General features: G+C 61.2%; 14 protein-coding genes. 3 read left to right on the plus strand and 11 right to left on the minus strand.

Annotated features, from left to right (window positions below):
• Positions 1 to 5 precede the first annotated feature (5 nt).
• Positions 6 to 1,562, minus strand: coding sequence for a GMC family oxidoreductase (locus tag ACE3PP_RS16455; RefSeq protein ID WP_374384262.1), 1,557 nt, complete (start codon positions 1,560 to 1,562; stop codon positions 6 to 8).
• Positions 1,563 to 1,699: 137 nt separating this feature from the next.
• On the opposite strand from ACE3PP_RS16455, the gene ppaT reads away from it, so the two are divergent.
• Both ppaT and ACE3PP_RS16465 read left to right on the plus strand, forming a co-directional pair.
• On the plus strand, positions 1,700 to 2,884 hold the full coding sequence (gene ppaT / locus ACE3PP_RS16460; protein WP_374384264.1) for a pyridoxamine--pyruvate transaminase: 1,185 nt from the start codon (positions 1,700 to 1,702) through the stop codon (positions 2,882 to 2,884).
• A gap of 28 nt (positions 2,885 to 2,912) precedes the next feature.
• A complete protein-coding gene (locus ACE3PP_RS16465) occupies positions 2,913 to 3,653 on the plus strand; it encodes an SDR family NAD(P)-dependent oxidoreductase (protein WP_374384267.1) in 741 nt (246 codons plus the stop codon).
• 86 nt (positions 3,654 to 3,739) lie between these two features.
• Here ACE3PP_RS16465 and ACE3PP_RS16470 read toward each other — a convergent pair whose 3' ends face one another.
• The 10 genes from ACE3PP_RS16470 to ACE3PP_RS16515 all read right to left on the minus strand — a co-directional run bounded on the left by ACE3PP_RS16470 (position 3,740) and on the right by ACE3PP_RS16515 (position 13,886).
• Complete coding sequence (locus tag ACE3PP_RS16470) at positions 3,740 to 4,546, minus strand: N-acyl homoserine lactonase family protein (RefSeq protein WP_374384269.1); 807 nt, start codon at positions 4,544 to 4,546, stop codon at positions 3,740 to 3,742.
• Positions 4,547 to 4,597: 51 nt separating this feature from the next.
• Entirely contained in the window at positions 4,598 to 5,533 is a 936-nt protein-coding gene (locus ACE3PP_RS16475; protein WP_374384271.1) for an ABC transporter permease, read from the minus strand.
• A gap of 1 nt (position 5,534) precedes the next feature.
• Positions 5,535 to 6,623 carry an ABC transporter permease gene (locus ACE3PP_RS16480; protein WP_374384273.1) on the minus strand — a complete coding sequence of 363 codons (1,089 nt, stop codon included), beginning with the start codon at positions 6,621 to 6,623 and terminating at the stop codon, positions 5,535 to 5,537.
• A complete protein-coding gene (locus tag ACE3PP_RS16485; protein WP_374384275.1) occupies positions 6,620 to 8,197 on the minus strand; it encodes an ABC transporter ATP-binding protein in 1,578 nt (525 codons plus the stop codon). Before ACE3PP_RS16485 ends, ACE3PP_RS16480 begins: the two co-directional genes overlap by 4 nt.
• Positions 8,198 to 8,287: 90 nt before the next feature.
• Positions 8,288 to 9,349 (minus strand): BMP family protein, encoded by a 1,062-nt coding sequence (locus ACE3PP_RS16490; RefSeq protein ID WP_374384277.1) that lies wholly within the window; start codon positions 9,347 to 9,349, stop codon positions 8,288 to 8,290.
• Positions 9,350 to 9,492: 143 nt separating this feature from the next.
• On the minus strand, positions 9,493 to 10,407 hold the full coding sequence (gene fhmpcd1, locus ACE3PP_RS16495) for a 5-formyl-3-hydroxy-2-methylpyridine 4-carboxylate 5-dehydrogenase (protein WP_374384279.1): 915 nt from the start codon (positions 10,405 to 10,407) through the stop codon (positions 9,493 to 9,495).
• Positions 10,408 to 10,500: 93 nt separating this feature from the next.
• Positions 10,501 to 11,100, minus strand: a complete 600-nt coding sequence (locus tag ACE3PP_RS16500; RefSeq protein ID WP_374384281.1) for a glutathione S-transferase family protein — start codon at positions 11,098 to 11,100, stop codon at positions 10,501 to 10,503.
• Between the two features lie 63 nt (positions 11,101 to 11,163).
• Positions 11,164 to 11,541 carry a RidA family protein gene (locus ACE3PP_RS16505; protein ID WP_374384283.1) on the minus strand — a complete coding sequence of 126 codons (378 nt, stop codon included), beginning with the start codon at positions 11,539 to 11,541 and terminating at the stop codon, positions 11,164 to 11,166.
• A gap of 19 nt (positions 11,542 to 11,560) precedes the next feature.
• Positions 11,561 to 12,688, minus strand: coding sequence for an LVIVD repeat-containing protein (locus ACE3PP_RS16510; RefSeq protein WP_374384285.1), 1,128 nt, complete (start codon positions 12,686 to 12,688; stop codon positions 11,561 to 11,563).
• 34 nt (positions 12,689 to 12,722) lie between these two features.
• Positions 12,723 to 13,886: a cupin domain-containing protein gene (locus ACE3PP_RS16515; RefSeq protein WP_374384287.1), complete on the minus strand. Its 1,164-nt coding sequence runs from the start codon at positions 13,884 to 13,886 to the stop codon at positions 12,723 to 12,725.
• Positions 13,887 to 14,228: 342 nt separating this feature from the next.
• Between ACE3PP_RS16515 and ACE3PP_RS16520 the strand changes: the two genes are divergently transcribed.
• Positions 14,229 to 14,996: a FadR/GntR family transcriptional regulator gene (locus ACE3PP_RS16520; protein WP_374384289.1), complete on the plus strand. Its 768-nt coding sequence runs from the start codon at positions 14,229 to 14,231 to the stop codon at positions 14,994 to 14,996.
• The last annotated feature ends 128 nt before the right edge of the window (positions 14,997 to 15,124 follow it).

Raw genomic sequence — 15,124 nt, forward strand, 5'->3', positions numbered from 1 at the left:
AACTCCTAAATCGATGGCCGCGCCGGCGGCAGAACCGGTTGCCCGGCCAGCAGATCGGCAAAGCGCTCGGCCATCGCGACGATCGCCGCGTTGACCGGCCCGGTCGTGATCGTGGGAATGACCGAGGCGTCACATATATATAGGCCCTGGATGCCACGCACAGCGAGGGCAGTATCCACGACCGCCGCCGAATCACTCCCCATCCGGCACGTTCCAACCGGATGATGGTGGGTAAAAGCCGCCTTTTCCAGGAAGGCGAGCTTGTCGGCGCGGCTGGTGCAAGCTGGTCCCGGCAGGACTTCCTCGGCCCGCCAATCATCGAAAGCACGCGCTGCCCCGATATCCCGCGCGGTATCGAGGGCCTCGAGATAGGCCTCGCGATCGTAGCTTTCCGCCAGATAGTTGGGATTGATCAAGGGCATGACCTTGGGATCGGCGGAAGCCAAGCGAATGCTGCCACGGCTTTTGGGGTGGGTGAACCCGAACATCAGCGTATAGGCCTCGCCGAGGGGCGGGGCTTGGAACTGCTCAGTAATGACCGGCGCCACGACACAGGCCAGGACCATCTCGGGCGCCGTCGCCCGGTCGGCACCGGCCCGGTGCAGATACATCAGCGATTCCGAATTCTGATAACGTGACGGCGGGACCGGCTTCTTCGACCGATAGACATTGCCGCCCGACAGAAGATGGTCGTGCAGGTTGCGTCCCACCGCCGGCACATCGAGGCGGACGGATAAGCCCAACGCCTTCAATTCGTCGGCCGGTCCAATGCCCGATCGCATGAGCAGAAGCGGCGATCCGATCGCCCCGGTTGCGAGAACGATTTTGTCGGCGAAATAAACGGTGTCGCCGGCACGGACGCCGGTCACACGGTTCTTCTCTACCACCAGCTCGGTGATTTCGACCGTCTGCAGGATGGTCAGGTTCTTGCGCCCCAGGACAGGTGTCAGGTAGGCGTCGGCAATCGTCTGCCGCTTGCCGTCTTTGATGGTCAGCGTGTTGAGGCAAGGACCGTCCATCCGCGCGCCGTTATGGTCGGGCGTGGGTTCGCGACCGCGTTCCATCCCGGCTGCCATATAGGCGCGTGTGACCGGGTTGGGTTCGGTGGGTCTGATCAGGTGCAAGGGCCCGTTCTGCCCGTGATAGGGATCGGCCCCTGCCGTGTAGGTCTCGGATTTGACGAAATAGGGAAATAGGTCGGCAAAACCCCAGCCGGCGCAGCCCTCCGCCGCCCATCGATCGAAATCCGAAGGGTGGCCGCGGACATGGGCCATGGCATTGATGGCCGTGGAACCACCAATCACCCGCCCGCGCGGCCAATCGTGAACCCGGCCCGCCGTGTGCTGTTGCGGCAGGGTTCGGTAGCCCCAATCTATGTCACTGCCTTGCAGGAGCGGCCATTTGGTCGGTTCGGCGATCAGCGGATGGGTCGCCGCCCCGCCGGCCTCGATCAGGCCGACCTTCAGCGCGGGATCGGCGGCAAGTCGCCCTGCCAGCACCGCCCCCGCCGTGCCTGAACCAATAATCAGAATATCGAACCATTTATCCTGTGCTGTCGCCATGGTGTCCGCACCAATTCCCCTTATTGTGCGGATAAGTATTTTCACTTTCCTGCGCGCCAGTCTATCATTCATTACAGATGTACAACATCGCGGTCGAAATTGACCGCTACGAACCAAATCAGGGGAGGCCGAACCAAATGCCGTTCAAAGCCAGCGTCAAGGAGCCGGTGATCACACTGTCCGCGGGACCAGTCGCCACTTATCCCAGCATTCTCCAGGCCCTGTCGCGTCCGGTGCACTATGATTATGACCCTTGGTTCCAGGAATTCTACGAATCCGTCGCGCGGAAGTGCGCCAAGGCGCTCAAGGTCGATCAGCCGGCCCTGATCCTGCACTGCGAGCCGGCACCTGGGATCGAAGCAACCGCCGCCTCCCTGATCAGCCCCAACGACACGGTGCTCAACCTGGCGTCGGGTGTCTATGGCAAGGGCTTCGGCTACTGGTCAGCCCGCTATCACAAGGACATGGTCGAAATCGAGGTTCCCTTCAACGAATCGATCTCGCCCGATGCCGTGGCCGCAGCCTTCAAGCAGCGCCCGGACATCAAGGTCGTTTCGCTGGTGCACCACGACACGCCTTCCGGCACGATCAACCCGGCCCGCGAAATCGGCAAGATCGTGCGCGATCATGACGCGTTGCTGATCGTCGACGCGGTCTCTTCCTTCGGCGGCATGGACATTCACCCCAATGATTGCTTCGCCGACGTCTTCATCACTGGGCCCGGTAAGTGCCTGGGCGGTGCGCCGGGCCTCACGGTCATGGCCGTCAGCGACCGCGCCTGGAAGCATATCGAGGCCAATCCGAAGGCGCCCTTCGCCTCGGCACTCTCCCTGAAGGATTGGAAGGACGCCTGGAGCAAGTCCAAGCCCTTTCCCTTCACGCCATCGGTTGCAGAAGTGAATGGGCTCGATGCCGCGCTCGACCAATACCTTGACGAAGGGGCGGAAAAGGTCTGGCACCGCCACGCCCTGACCGCCAAAGCGACACGCGCCGGCATCCTCGCGATGGGCCAGGAATTGTGGGCCAAGACGGAATCCATCGCCTCGCCAACCTGCACCGCCGTCAAGGTGCCGGCGGGCATCAAGGACAGCGATATCATCGCTGCGGCACGCGCCGAATATGGCGTCGTCTTCTCGACCGGGCGCAACGACACGCTCGGCAAGTTGATCCGCATTGGCCATATGGGCCCGGTGGCGGAGCCGATCTATGCAATCGTCGCGCTGACGGCGTTCGGTGGCGCCCTGCGCAAACTGGGACGCAAGGCCGACGTCGGTGCCGGCATCGAAGCGGCAATGGCCGTGATCAGCGCCGGCAAGATCTAAGAAACAAACGAAGCAGAGGGAGCTTGAAATGCGGAGATTCGAAGGTCGCGTAGCGGTGGTAAGCGGCGCCGCGCAGGGCATGGGCAAGGCTGTCGCCCTGCGTCTGGGGTCCGAGGGGGCAACCGTCATCGCGGCCGATATCAATGGCGCCGGGGCCGAGGCAACGGCCAAGGAGATCGGCGGCAAATCGTTCGGCCATCAGGTCGATATCGGCGACCCGGACTCAGTGGCGAATCTGTTCGGGACTGTCGCCGCCAAGGCGGGCAAGCTCGACATTCTGGTCAATGTCGCGGCTATTGTTCCCTTCGTGAAGTGGGATGATTTGACGTTCGAGGAATGGCGCCGTGTCGCCCGCGTGAACTATGACGGGCTCTACCTCATGTGCCGGGCGGGGTCCGACCTGATGCGCAAGAACAATTATGGGCGAATCGTCAATTTCGGCTCCAACTCGATGCTGGCAGGCACGCCCAACATGGCTCACTACGTCGCGTCGAAGGGCGGTGTCCTTGCCTTCGGTCGGGCACTGGCGACCGAACTTGGCGCCCATAAGATCACGGTCAATACCGTGATGCCCGGCCTCGTCGACACCGAGGGTGTTCAGACCACCCCTCACAAGGACGCCTTTGATTTCGTCGAGATGCTGCAGGCGATCAAGGGACACGGCAAGCCCAAGGACATCGTGCCGGCGGTCGCCTTCCTCGCTTCCGAGGAAGCGCACTGGATCACCGGTCAGGCCCTCAACGTCGACGCTGGCATGGTACGATACTAAGGAGATTTCCTGGAGCAAAAATGCTCTAAAAACTAAGGCCCGCCTCCAGCCGGAGGCGGGCCTTTTCTTTGCCGGAGGCGGAAGCCTCAGGAATAGAAGTTAGCGCCCGTCTGGTAGGTCTTGAAGCTCTCGAGATCGTGCGAATAGAAGAGCTCGGCATCATATTTTTCCGCCAGCGCCTTGAGCCGCTTCATGGAATTGAGGCTCGCCGTCGGATCGAGATGGAAGCTCGAAATGCACATCATATCCATGTTCTTCTTGCTGTAGCATGCGTCGGCCGTAAACAGCATGGGACGGCGATTCTTCAACTCCACCATCAGACTGTAGTGACCGGCCGTATGGCCCGGGGTCTCGAACAGCCAGATGCCTTTCGCAATTTCCTGGTCACCGCTCAATGTCTCGAACTTCGGCGTATAGACATCAAGCACCGGGTCCGGCGGCAGTTGGACATTCTTCGCCTTCATGATCTCCGGCGAGAAAGTCAGGTCCGAATAGCCGAGATGTTCGAAGGGCTGGCAATTGGCGCTCTGCTCCAGTTCCTTCGCATGGCAGATGGTGCAAGCATTGTGGAGGTGCTTGTTGCCGCCGCAATGGTCGAAGTGATAGTGCGAATTGATGACATAGTTGATGTCGCCTGGCTTAAGGCCAATTTTGGCCAGCTGCCCTGGGATCTTCTGGCTATCGTCCTGGATCGGCTTTTCGAACGGCAGGACGCGCATGACATGGTCGAAATCGTAACCCGTGTCGAACATGTAGCGCCCATCCTTATGCTCGATCACCACGGAATAGCAGGGAAAGCGCACTTCACCGGCCGGTCCACGGTTCCAGAAGGCGTGAAAGCCGTCGATCACCAAGGTCCCGCCATCCAGCAGATAGACTTTCGTATCCGTCATTTTTCCAACCTCCCTTGCATCGTCGCGTCTTTGGTCGAGTTCGGTCCGTTTTCAGCGATCACCGCGCACATAAGGCAGTCCCAGCGCCGGTGGCAAGACGCTGTGGCGGGCAAAGATTACCAGAACCAGCATCACCATGGCGAATGGCAGCATCTGCACCACGTCGGTCGGGATGTTGACGCCAGCGACCTGCAGCGCCGTCGTCATAGAAAGGCTGATGCCGAACAGCAACGCACCCAACAGGACCCAAATGGGCCGACCACGTGCCAGCATCGCCAATACGATGCCGATGAAGCCCGCGCCGCCGGTCATGAAGGGTACGAAGATTCCGGCACCGACATTGGCCATATAGGCACCTCCGATTCCGGCCAAGCAGCCGGTGCAGAGGACTGCAATCGTACGGGTCTTAATAACGTCGATCCCGGCAGCATCCAGGGCCGCCGGCTTGTTGCCGGCGGCTTCCAGATTGAGGCCGAAATAGGTGTGCCGAAAGGCCCAGCCCAACACGCCCACCAGGATGACGGCGAGATAGACCATGGCGTTGTGGCTGAACAGGCCCGGACCGATGACCGGTATATCGACGAGGCCGGGAATGCTGACGACCGGTGACGCCGAAAGACGCGGATAGGTTCGGCTGAACTGGAAATGATGCAGGATGGCAGTCAGACCCTCAATGCCGAGGGTCACGGCGATACCGATTACGATCTGGTTGAGGCCGAACCGAATGCACAACAGCACCACCAGGGCGGCAACCAGCACACCACCGAGGCCACCGACGACATAGCCGGCGAAAAATGAGTCGGTATAGTAGGCGGCGACGAAGCCGGCATAGGCACCAAAGAGCATCATGCCCTCAATGCCGATATTGAGGACGCCCGCCTTCTCGGATATCTGTTCGCCGAGCCCTGCGAGAAGCAGTGGGACGCCGGCGGTGATAGCACCGAAGATCAGTGCCGTAAGGAACGGCTGGGTGAGAAGCGCTTCCATGTCAGGCCCCCGCTCTCTTGCGGCGCAGATGGTCCAGATATTCGACCACCGCCAGGAAGATCAGCAGCAGGGCCACAAGAACCAGGACAAAGTCATTGGGCACGCCGACACGGCGCGCGGCGCTTTCGCCACCAATCATGAGGACGGAAAAGAACAGCGTGAAGCCGATCGTTGCATAACCGTTGAATCGCGCCAGAAAGACCAGCGGCACGACGAGGAGGCCGAAGGCCGGATTCCAGTCGGCCCGCACCACACCCCAGACACCGAGAATCTCCACCGACCCACCGAGGCCGATCAAGCCGGCACTGATGGCGAAGGTGGCAATGGTCAGCCAACCCACCTTGAGGCCGGCATGCACAGCTGCCGCCGGATTGGCGCCGACCACTTGCAGCTTCAATCCGAAGGACGTGCGCGTCATCATGATGTGCACCCCGATGATGGCGACGAGGGCGATGAACAGGCCGAGATGAATCGTGGTGTCGAAAAGGCGCGGCAGTCGGTCTTCGACAGCAAGGCTTTGGGTTTGCGGCACCGTGGTCGCTGGATCGCGAAAAAACAACTTCACCAGCACATTGGCGAAACTGACGCCGAGAAAGCTCATCATCAGCGACGTGATAATCTCGTTGATTCCATAGCGCGCCTTCAGGATCGCCGGAATGAGGGACCAGAGTGCCGCCACCAATGTCGACACCAACATGCAGATGATGAGGGTCAGCGCATCGGGCAGCACGGTGATGAGTGCCGGAGCCAGCGCCGCCGTCACCACCGCGGCAAGGAGGAACTGACCGTCGGAGCCCAAGTTCCAGATGCCGGCCCGGAAGGCGACGATCAGCCCGGACGCGATCAGAAGCAGAGGGGCCATGCGGGTCAGGGTCTCCTGCAGGCCGCCCCAGGTGAGCAAGCCGCGACGCACGACGAAGCCGTAATAATCGAGCGGATTCTTGCCAAGGATCAGCAGAATGATGCCACCCATGACAAGGGCCGCAATGACCGGAATGGCCACGCGCAGGACAGAAGCAGCGAACTCGCGCCGACGCTCCCGGCGCTCCAGTTCGTCGGTGTTCGAATCGATTTCGGCACTGGCGCTCATGCCGCTTCCACTCCCGTCATCAATAGGCCGACCCGTCTTTCGACATCCGGTCCGTTCTCGACAATGCCGGCCAGGCGTCCCTGATACATGACGCCGATGCGGTCACTCACCTTGATCAATTCATCGAGGTCGGTCGAAATCACCACGATGGCCATGCCCTGGTCGGCACTGGCGATGATGCGCTCATGCGCCAGCTTAGTATTCTGCAGATCGAGGCCATAGGTCGGTTTGTTGAAGACCACGACTTGGGCCTCGCTGTTGATTTCGCGCGCGAGCAGGACCTTCTGTATGTTGCCCCCGGACAGCTTGGCAACCGGCGTCTTTTCCGACGGCGTGCGGATATCGTTACGCCCGATCTGGCCACGCGCATGATCATGGATGCCGTCCCAATCGCTCCACCCTTTACGCCAATAGGGCGGGCGGCCGATTTCCTTCAGCACCAGATTGGTGGCGACGGAGAAGATCCCCACCGTTCCCTCGCCGAGGCGCTCGTCGGTGACGTAGCGGATACCCAGCTGCCGGCGTTCCGGCACACCGTCTTTCGTGATGTCGCGGCCACCGAGTTCCAGCTTGCCCGCCTCGGCGGACCGCTGCCCTGCCAAAACCTCCGCCAGATGCTTCTGGCCGTTGCCATCAACACCGGCAATGCCCAGCACCTCGCCCGGCCACAGATCGAAGCTGACATGGCGCAACGGACATTCGCCGCGCACAGCCTCGGTCTCGATCTCCCGCGCGACCAGCCGCGGCGCGCCCGCGCGGTTGACCCTGCGCTGGTGGTGCGCCGTATCGACCAGTGCATCGGCCTCGCCGGAGCGGGCGGCGTCCTTGCCGAACATCAGCTCGATGATGGCATCGGTCGCCTCGGTCTCGCTCATCGCGGAAAGACGGGCGGGCTCAATATCACCGACGACCCGCCCGAGGCGCAGGACCGAGATGCGATCGCCGAATTCGTATGCTTCCAAGAGCTTGTGCGTGATGAGGATGATCGCAACGCCCTTGGCGCGCAGACGCTTTATCACCTCGCCGAGATCGCGAACGCCTTGGGGCGTCAGCATCGACGTGGGTTCGTCGAGAATGAGAACTTTCTCACCGCGCCACAGGGCGCGCATGATTTCAACCTGCTGCTGTTCGCCGAGCGAGAGACGACCGACGGTCGCATCCGGGTCGATGGCGACACCGAGGAGCGCTGAAAGCTCGCTGAATCGCTTGAGGGCCGGCGCCTTGTTGAGGCGACTCCACCAACCGCTGCCCAGCATCAGATTTTCGATGACCGTGAGACTCGGCACCAGCAGAACGTGCTGGAAGACGGTGCCGATGCCGAACTCAAGGCTTTGCCGGGGCGAGCCGATGCGCATGGGCTGCCCGTCGATCAGGATTTCGCCTTCGTCCGGCTGCTGCATGCCGGCAAGGATGCCGATCAGCGTCGACTTGCCGGCGCCGTTTTCGCCAAGCAAGACATGCACTTCGCCGGCCCTGAATTCCAAGGAAATGCGGTCGTTCGCCAGGACACCGGGAAACCGCTTGGTGACGCCGCGAACCGCCACGACTGGTGTCGGCAAAATGGTCGTATTCATCTATCCGCTCGACAAGCGGGCCACGCCGTGCACCAGGGCATGGCGTGGCCCCCAAAAGGTCGTCGCCACCGGCGACGTTACGCTTTGATGTTACTGCGCCGGCGCGTCGGTGACCGAGCTCATCAGAGCGCGGACATCCTTGGCATCCCACACCGGTTCGATCTTGAGGCTGCCGCCGATGATCTCGGCCTTGGCCTTTTCGACCTCAGCCCAGGCCGCATCGCCGACATGCGGGCTCTTCAACAGCTTCACGGAATCGTCCTTGAGCTGGATCGAATAGCCGTGGGTGCCGAATTTGTCCGCTTTCAGATCCTCGACCATCGCCGAATAGACCGGTTCCAGGTTCCAGATGACCGACGAAAGCAGATGGCCCTTGTCGATCGCCGTCTTGTCGCCGATCACGTCGATGAACCAGACCTTGCCGCCCTTCGTGGATTTGGTGGTCTCGACAGCCTGCAGCATGCCGAACGTCGCGCCGTCACCCTGGCCGAAAATCACGTCGGCGCCGGCACCGATCACCTGCTCGGTGACGCGGCGACCGCCGGCGGCATCGGAATAGGCGGCCGGGCCGATCACGGCGTAGAGAATCTTCACACCGCCATCGGCAGCCTTTACACCCTGGGCAAAGGCGGCCGATTGCGAGTTCCATGACGGCGGCTCACCGGAGACCACAATGCCCACCGTCTTGGTCTCGGAAGTCTTGGCAGCGAGGATGCCCGCGAGATAGGCGCCTTCATGGCCGCTCAGCGTATAGTCGGCGATGGCGCCCGGCTTGTTGGCATCGGGACGATCGACGATCGCAACTGCGACGCCCTTTTCGGCGCCAACTTCGGGTGCTGCCGTGTTGTAGCCGCTGGCGTGGGCGATGATGAGACTGGCACCATCGTCGGCCACTTCACGCAGCTGCGGATGCACATCGCCATAGCCGAGGCCCGTTGCCGGGATGAATTCCAGGCCGTACTTGGCCGCCACAGCCTTGGCGGCGTCGTTGCCTTGCTGGTTCCAGCCGTAATCGGTGGGCTCTTCGGGCGTCAAAATGGCGATGGACTTCACGTCTGCCGCCAGCGCACCGCCGGTCAATGCAAACATGCTGGTCATCATCGCTGCCGCCAGCGCAGACCGTGCTGCATTCCGTCTCGAGATCTTGATCATGTGGAAAGCCTCCTGCTTTTCATTGCTGTTGTGCTCGTCTCAAACAGGGTCGTCCAACCCAGGTATTGATCGTCACTTACTTGTTTGCCTCTTGCGGCCGGATCTCGGGCTCCCGCCGGTACTGCTTGGTTCCTCCCGCCCGTTTATTCCTGCAAAATCCGCCGGATCGCGACCAGTTTCCGCGCGCGCTCCTCGCGCAAGGCAGCGATTTTTTCGGGCGTGTAGCCGAAAATTCCGCCCCCGGTCTTCATGCCCAATTTGCCCTCGGCAACGCGCTGCGTGACATAGGGTGCCACATCCGAGCGGTCGCACAATTCACGATTCAGGTAGGAGCCGACGGCGTTGTAGATATCGAGCCCGGCCATATCGAGAAGCGCCATGGGCCCTACCACCGCCAGCTTATAGCCGATGCCCCAGGAGACGCAGGTATCTAGGTCTTCCGGATCGATGACCCCGCGTTCGACCAGGTCGACACATTCGCGCATGACCGAATAGAGCACCCTATTCTCGACGAAACCGGGCACGTCCTTTTTGATCACGACCGGCAGATGGCCGATGCGGCGCACGAAGTCCTTCATCCAGGCGACGGTCTCGGGCGCCGTCTCGCGGCCGGCAATCACCTCGATCATCGGGATGATATGCGGTGGGTTTGACCAGTGCATGCCGATGATCCGGCCGGGATTGGCCATGCCGGATTGAATGTCGGTAATCGGAATGCCGGAGGTGTCGCTGGCGATGATCGTTCCCGGCGCCACCAACCGGCAGATCGCCGCGAAAATCTCGCGCTTCAGGTCCAGTTTCTCCGGCACGTTCTCAATGACGAGATCCGCACCGGCCACGGCCGTCTCCAGGGAATCGGCCAATTGGACCGACCCACCTCCGACCAACTTGACTCCGAGTTTCTCCAAAACCTGCGTCGCCAGGTCGAGCATGGCCGGCGCCTTGGCGCGCTGCTCCGCGCTCAGATCGAAGGCGACCACACTCACCCCGGCCCGCGCGAGCGTCGCGCAGATGCCGGGTCCCATCGTGCCCAAGCCGATAACGGCTGCCTTGGTCATGCCGCCCCCAGAAGGAGTAGAGCCCAAACCTGTCGTAACCGCGTGTTATTCAATGGTGGTCTTGTCGCCACCTTGGCAACGGGCAGTTCTGCCTCAGCCGACGGCCTTCTTGAAGGCCGGACGAGACGTCACCTTGTCGCGCCAGGCCCGCAACCCATCGAGGCCCGGCAGATCGACCGGAAAATCGAGACAGCGATGCACGATCGGCGCCAGACACACATCGGCCAGCGAAAAGTCATTGCCCGCGAGGAACGGCCGGCCGGCCGTGGCCTTGGCGAGGATTTCAAGCTGTGTCCGCAGTTCCTTCGCGTCGGCATCCCAACTCGGGCCGCGCTCATTGGCGGGCTTCTTCGCTTCCTTGAAGATCGCGACATAAGGTGCGTTGAGCGAGGCCAGGAGCCAATCCATCCAGCGCTCGACCTGCGTGCGCTGGACGAGGTCGGTCGGATAGAGCGCGCTTTTGTTCTTCGCGGCGAGGTAGCGCAGGATCGTGTTGGATTCCCAGATCACGGTATCGCCATCCACCAGCGTCGGGACTTTGCCGTTCGGATTGAGGGAGAGATAGGTGGCGTCCTGGGTATTGTTGAACTGGCGGCCGTAATCTTCGCGTTGATAAGGCACGCCCAGTTCCTCAAGCAGGAACAGGACCTTCTGTACGTTGCCTGACGTCGCGCGACCCAGAACTCGCAGCATCTTCATTCTCCTTTTCGCGGCGGCAAATCGCTCCGCCGGTTTGCATTTCTTATCACAGACGCCTTAAGCCTTCGGCTTGTAGGCGACGGCATCCATCTCGATCTTGCATTCAATGACGGCGCGCGCCTCGACGGTGGTCCGCGAAACGCGCCCCTCCGGAAAGTACTCGGCAAAAATCCTGTTGTAGCGCCCGAAGTTGCGCGCATCCTCAAGATAGACTGTCACCTTCACCACATCGCTGAGATCGGCCCCATCCAGAGCCAGGATGCGACGGATCGATTCGATCGTCCAGCGCGTTTCCTCTTCGATATTGCCGTGGCACATGTTGCCGTTCTCGTCCTTGGCAACTTGTCCCGAGACAAAGATGAAGTCTCCCGCCCGGACCGCCGGATGGAAGGGAAGATTGGGGTTCTTCTTGCCGATGGTGGTGATATCGCTCATGTCCGCTTTCCCTCGTCCTTCAAAGGACTGACGTCTCGATGATGTCGACGCCGCGCTGCCGGTCGATCAGATAGCACAGGCCGCGGCTGTCGATCGTGACGTCATTGGATGATGACAATTCGAAACCCTTCGGCGCATCCGGCTCGTAGAAGGCGACTTCCTTCGGGTTGAAGGGGTCGGCGATATCCAGGATGCGCAACCCTTGGGCGAACCAGGCAAAGGGAATGACACTTCCCTTGAAGCGCTCCGATGGCTGGTGACACCCCATCATCGGCGGCTGCGGCGAGCCATCCCGATCAAGCCCTTCCACCTGGAAGGTCGAAATTGGAATCGGGCAATGCTCGTTGGTGATGTCGTAGATCCAGGTAAAGGCGGGCGCCGCCGGCCACAGCTTGGCCACATCCTCGTCCGCCACGACCATGATGCGGCGGCCCTTGAGCGGCTCCGGGATCGGCAGGCAGGTATGCGTGGGATGCGGGAACGTCGGCGAGGTGTTGACCGCTGAAATCAATTGCGGCTTCGACATGTCGGCGATGTCGAGAATATAGAAACCGTGATGCCAATAGCTGACATAGAGCCGGTCGCCCATGCGCAGCGGATGATGGCAGCGCGGCGGGGTCCAACTGTCCCAGGGATATTCCTCCCCGCCCGCTTTCCATTGTCCGGGAATCCACCAACGCCCCACCTCCTCCGGCTTTTCCGGATTCTTGAGGTCGAGGATCATGGCGATATTGCCGACATATCCTTCGGCCGTCGGTGAGATATAGGCGTAACGGCCGTCGAAATCGTAACGGTGCACGCCCTTGCCATGGGTGCGCCACTTCGAAATCAGGCGTGGATTGGCCGGGTTGGAGACGTCAAAAATGCCGAGGCCGCCGCCGAATTCCGCATCGCCCTCCATGCCCTGGCGTTCATGATTGACCACCATGATGCCGTCCGAAACGCGCACCTTGTGCGAATGCCATCCGACCGGCATTTCGACGCGCGAAAGGACCTTCGGGTTTTTCGGGTCCGCGACGTCGACAATGGTCGTGCCGCTGGGCTGCCGCATGTGGCCGATATAAAGGATATGACCGTCAACCCAGACCTGACCGCCACCCGGGCAATCAATGTTCGCCAACAGCTTGGTGTTTTTTGCGCGTGCCATGAATTCCGTCCGTTGCGCTCGGCGTGATCAAGGGTCAGGCGAGTCTGACGACGTCGCCTTTCTGGTTCCTGCCGTGCTTTTGATAAAAGGCGAGCGCCTTCAAGGCCGGTTCGTCGCTGGCAACGAACAGAATGGCGGGATCGCGGTCCGACGTATTGACGTGCTGGCACCAGGAGGCACCGGGCACGGCCACCGTGTCGAACTGGTTCCACGCGATCTTCTGATCGTTGACGAGGCTGTAACCTTGTCCCTCGAACGGCGAAACGACCAGGCTGGCGCTTTGTTTCAGCGGCAGCGTTTTCTCGCCGGGCCGCAGCATCTGCATGAAGAACGTGACGGTCTTGAAGACGGGCTGTCCGCTGGTGGGATCGACATATTCGATCATGATGCCTTCATAAGGATCGCCGTCCCAGTTGCGGAACTTTTCGAGCGCCTCACGCATCATATCATAGCGATAGACATACATCGGCGAGGCATTGCCGGCGCCGCGATTGTGCGAAACAAAGCGCGGCAGCAGGCCACCGTGCCCGTAGACCATCTGCGAATAGGTCGCCGGGAAGCGCTCCGACTGCATCTTGCGGGCAACACGGATGCCTTCTTCTTCTTCCGTGTAATCGTGCTCGAAATACATGCAGTTCATTGTCTCGGCGAGCGGCAGATCGAGAACCGACAGGTTGATCGCGTTCTCGTCACCCTTGTTGCCGTGATTGTGCCACGTATCGTGCGGCGTCAGCACCAGATCGCCCGGACCGAAGGTGATGTTCTCGCCCTCGACGCCCGTGAAGTTCTGCTGGCCGGAGAGGCCGAGACGGATGGCGTTGGGCGAGTGCCGATGCGGCGGCATGATCTCGCGCGGATCGTTGAGGCGATAGGAGACGTACATGTTGGTGGTGGTGGCGCGCTTCGGCGCCAGGCCCGGATTGACCAGCACCAGCGAGCGGCGCTCCGAACTCTCGGTCGTGATCAACTCGGCCGAACGGTAGAGCAGCGGCTCGATATCCGTCTTGTATTTCCACGAGAACGGGATGGCCTTGCGCTTGTCCATCACCTGGCGGTCTTCGTCATTCTTGACGGTTCGGTCGACGACCCAATAGCCGGCCATATTGGCCTTTTCGACATCCGCGTGAAGCTTGTCGAGCGCCGCCTGAAGATTGTCACCCTCAAGCCGAGCGCCGGTCTTGCCGCTTTGTACCGACATATCCACCCTCCGCTGTCCGATGCGGTAACCGGAACTGGCCGTCCCGACCCGCCCCTCGAACCAATTTCGTATTGGTTCGCCCTTTTGGGCCTTCTTGTTGCCGGCAACGTAACCATTTCTTCTCGGCACCGTCAACGCCTAGCTGACTCGATGGGGCGGTTTTGCGCTCTGGTGGCGGCCCAATTGCTGCCCGGTCCATCATGCAGCGCAATATCGACCGTCATTGGTGCGACAATTGTCGATACGGCAGGATCGTGGTATCCATTGCATCTGCAACTGGTACCAATGGTGCCTTTTGCCCCAACCAGGAAGCCCGAACCAGGACTGAGCCCAGGACCGAGCATGGAGCGCGTGGACCCCACCCTCACGAAACTCAGGCGGCTGATCGCCAGCCAGGACGCCGATTCGCGCATGCCGCCGGAGCGGGCTTTGGCGCTGGAACTCGGTGTCGGTCGACGTTCCTTGCGCCGCGCGCTGGATATCCTCGAACAAGAAGGTTACATCTCGCGCCAGCAGGGCCGCGGGACCTTCATCAGCCGCCAGCGGAACGGTGACGGCACCAATGGCATGCCGGTCGCCAGTGCGGCCTATAACAGCAGCCGAATTTCCCTGGGCGCACTTGCCAATGCGGCCGTCATGGGTGGCTTCGAAGGGATTCTCGATCACACCAATCCGCTGGAAGTGATCGAAGTCCGTCTCGCCATCGAGCCCGTCATGGCGCGCCTTGCCGCCTTTCGCGCATCCCAGGCCGAGATCAACCGCCTGCTGGCTCTGGTCGACGAAACGCGCCACGCCGGCGATACCGCCACCTATCAGAATGCGGATCTGCTGTTCCACCGGACGATCGCCGAGATCGCCCGCAATACCCTGTTTCTGGCGATCTTCGACACGCTGCAATCCAGCCAGCGCAAGGCCAACTGGCAGCGCATGGGCGAGAATGCCAATTGCTTTAAGCGGCAGGCCGTCTATGCCGACTATCACCGCGATATCGCCGAGGCGATCGCCGCTCGTCAGGGCGATCGCGCCCAAGAATTGATGTGCCAGCATCTCAGCGACGTGCAGCGTTATATCTTCCAGCACGCCTTCCCGGCCGGCAGCACGCAGCAGTAATCGACCGGCGGCAAGCGCCGCCGACTTGTCCAGCCACCACAACCCGTGTTAACGATTGGTCGCGGCACCGGTTAAAATTGGTTCGCCTGCAACAAGGCGACGAACCAATCCGGCCGATCGACCGACAA

It is taken from the genome of Dongia sp. (assembly GCF_041910485.1).
Taxonomy (GTDB): Bacteria; Pseudomonadota; Alphaproteobacteria; order Dongiales; family Dongiaceae; genus Dongia.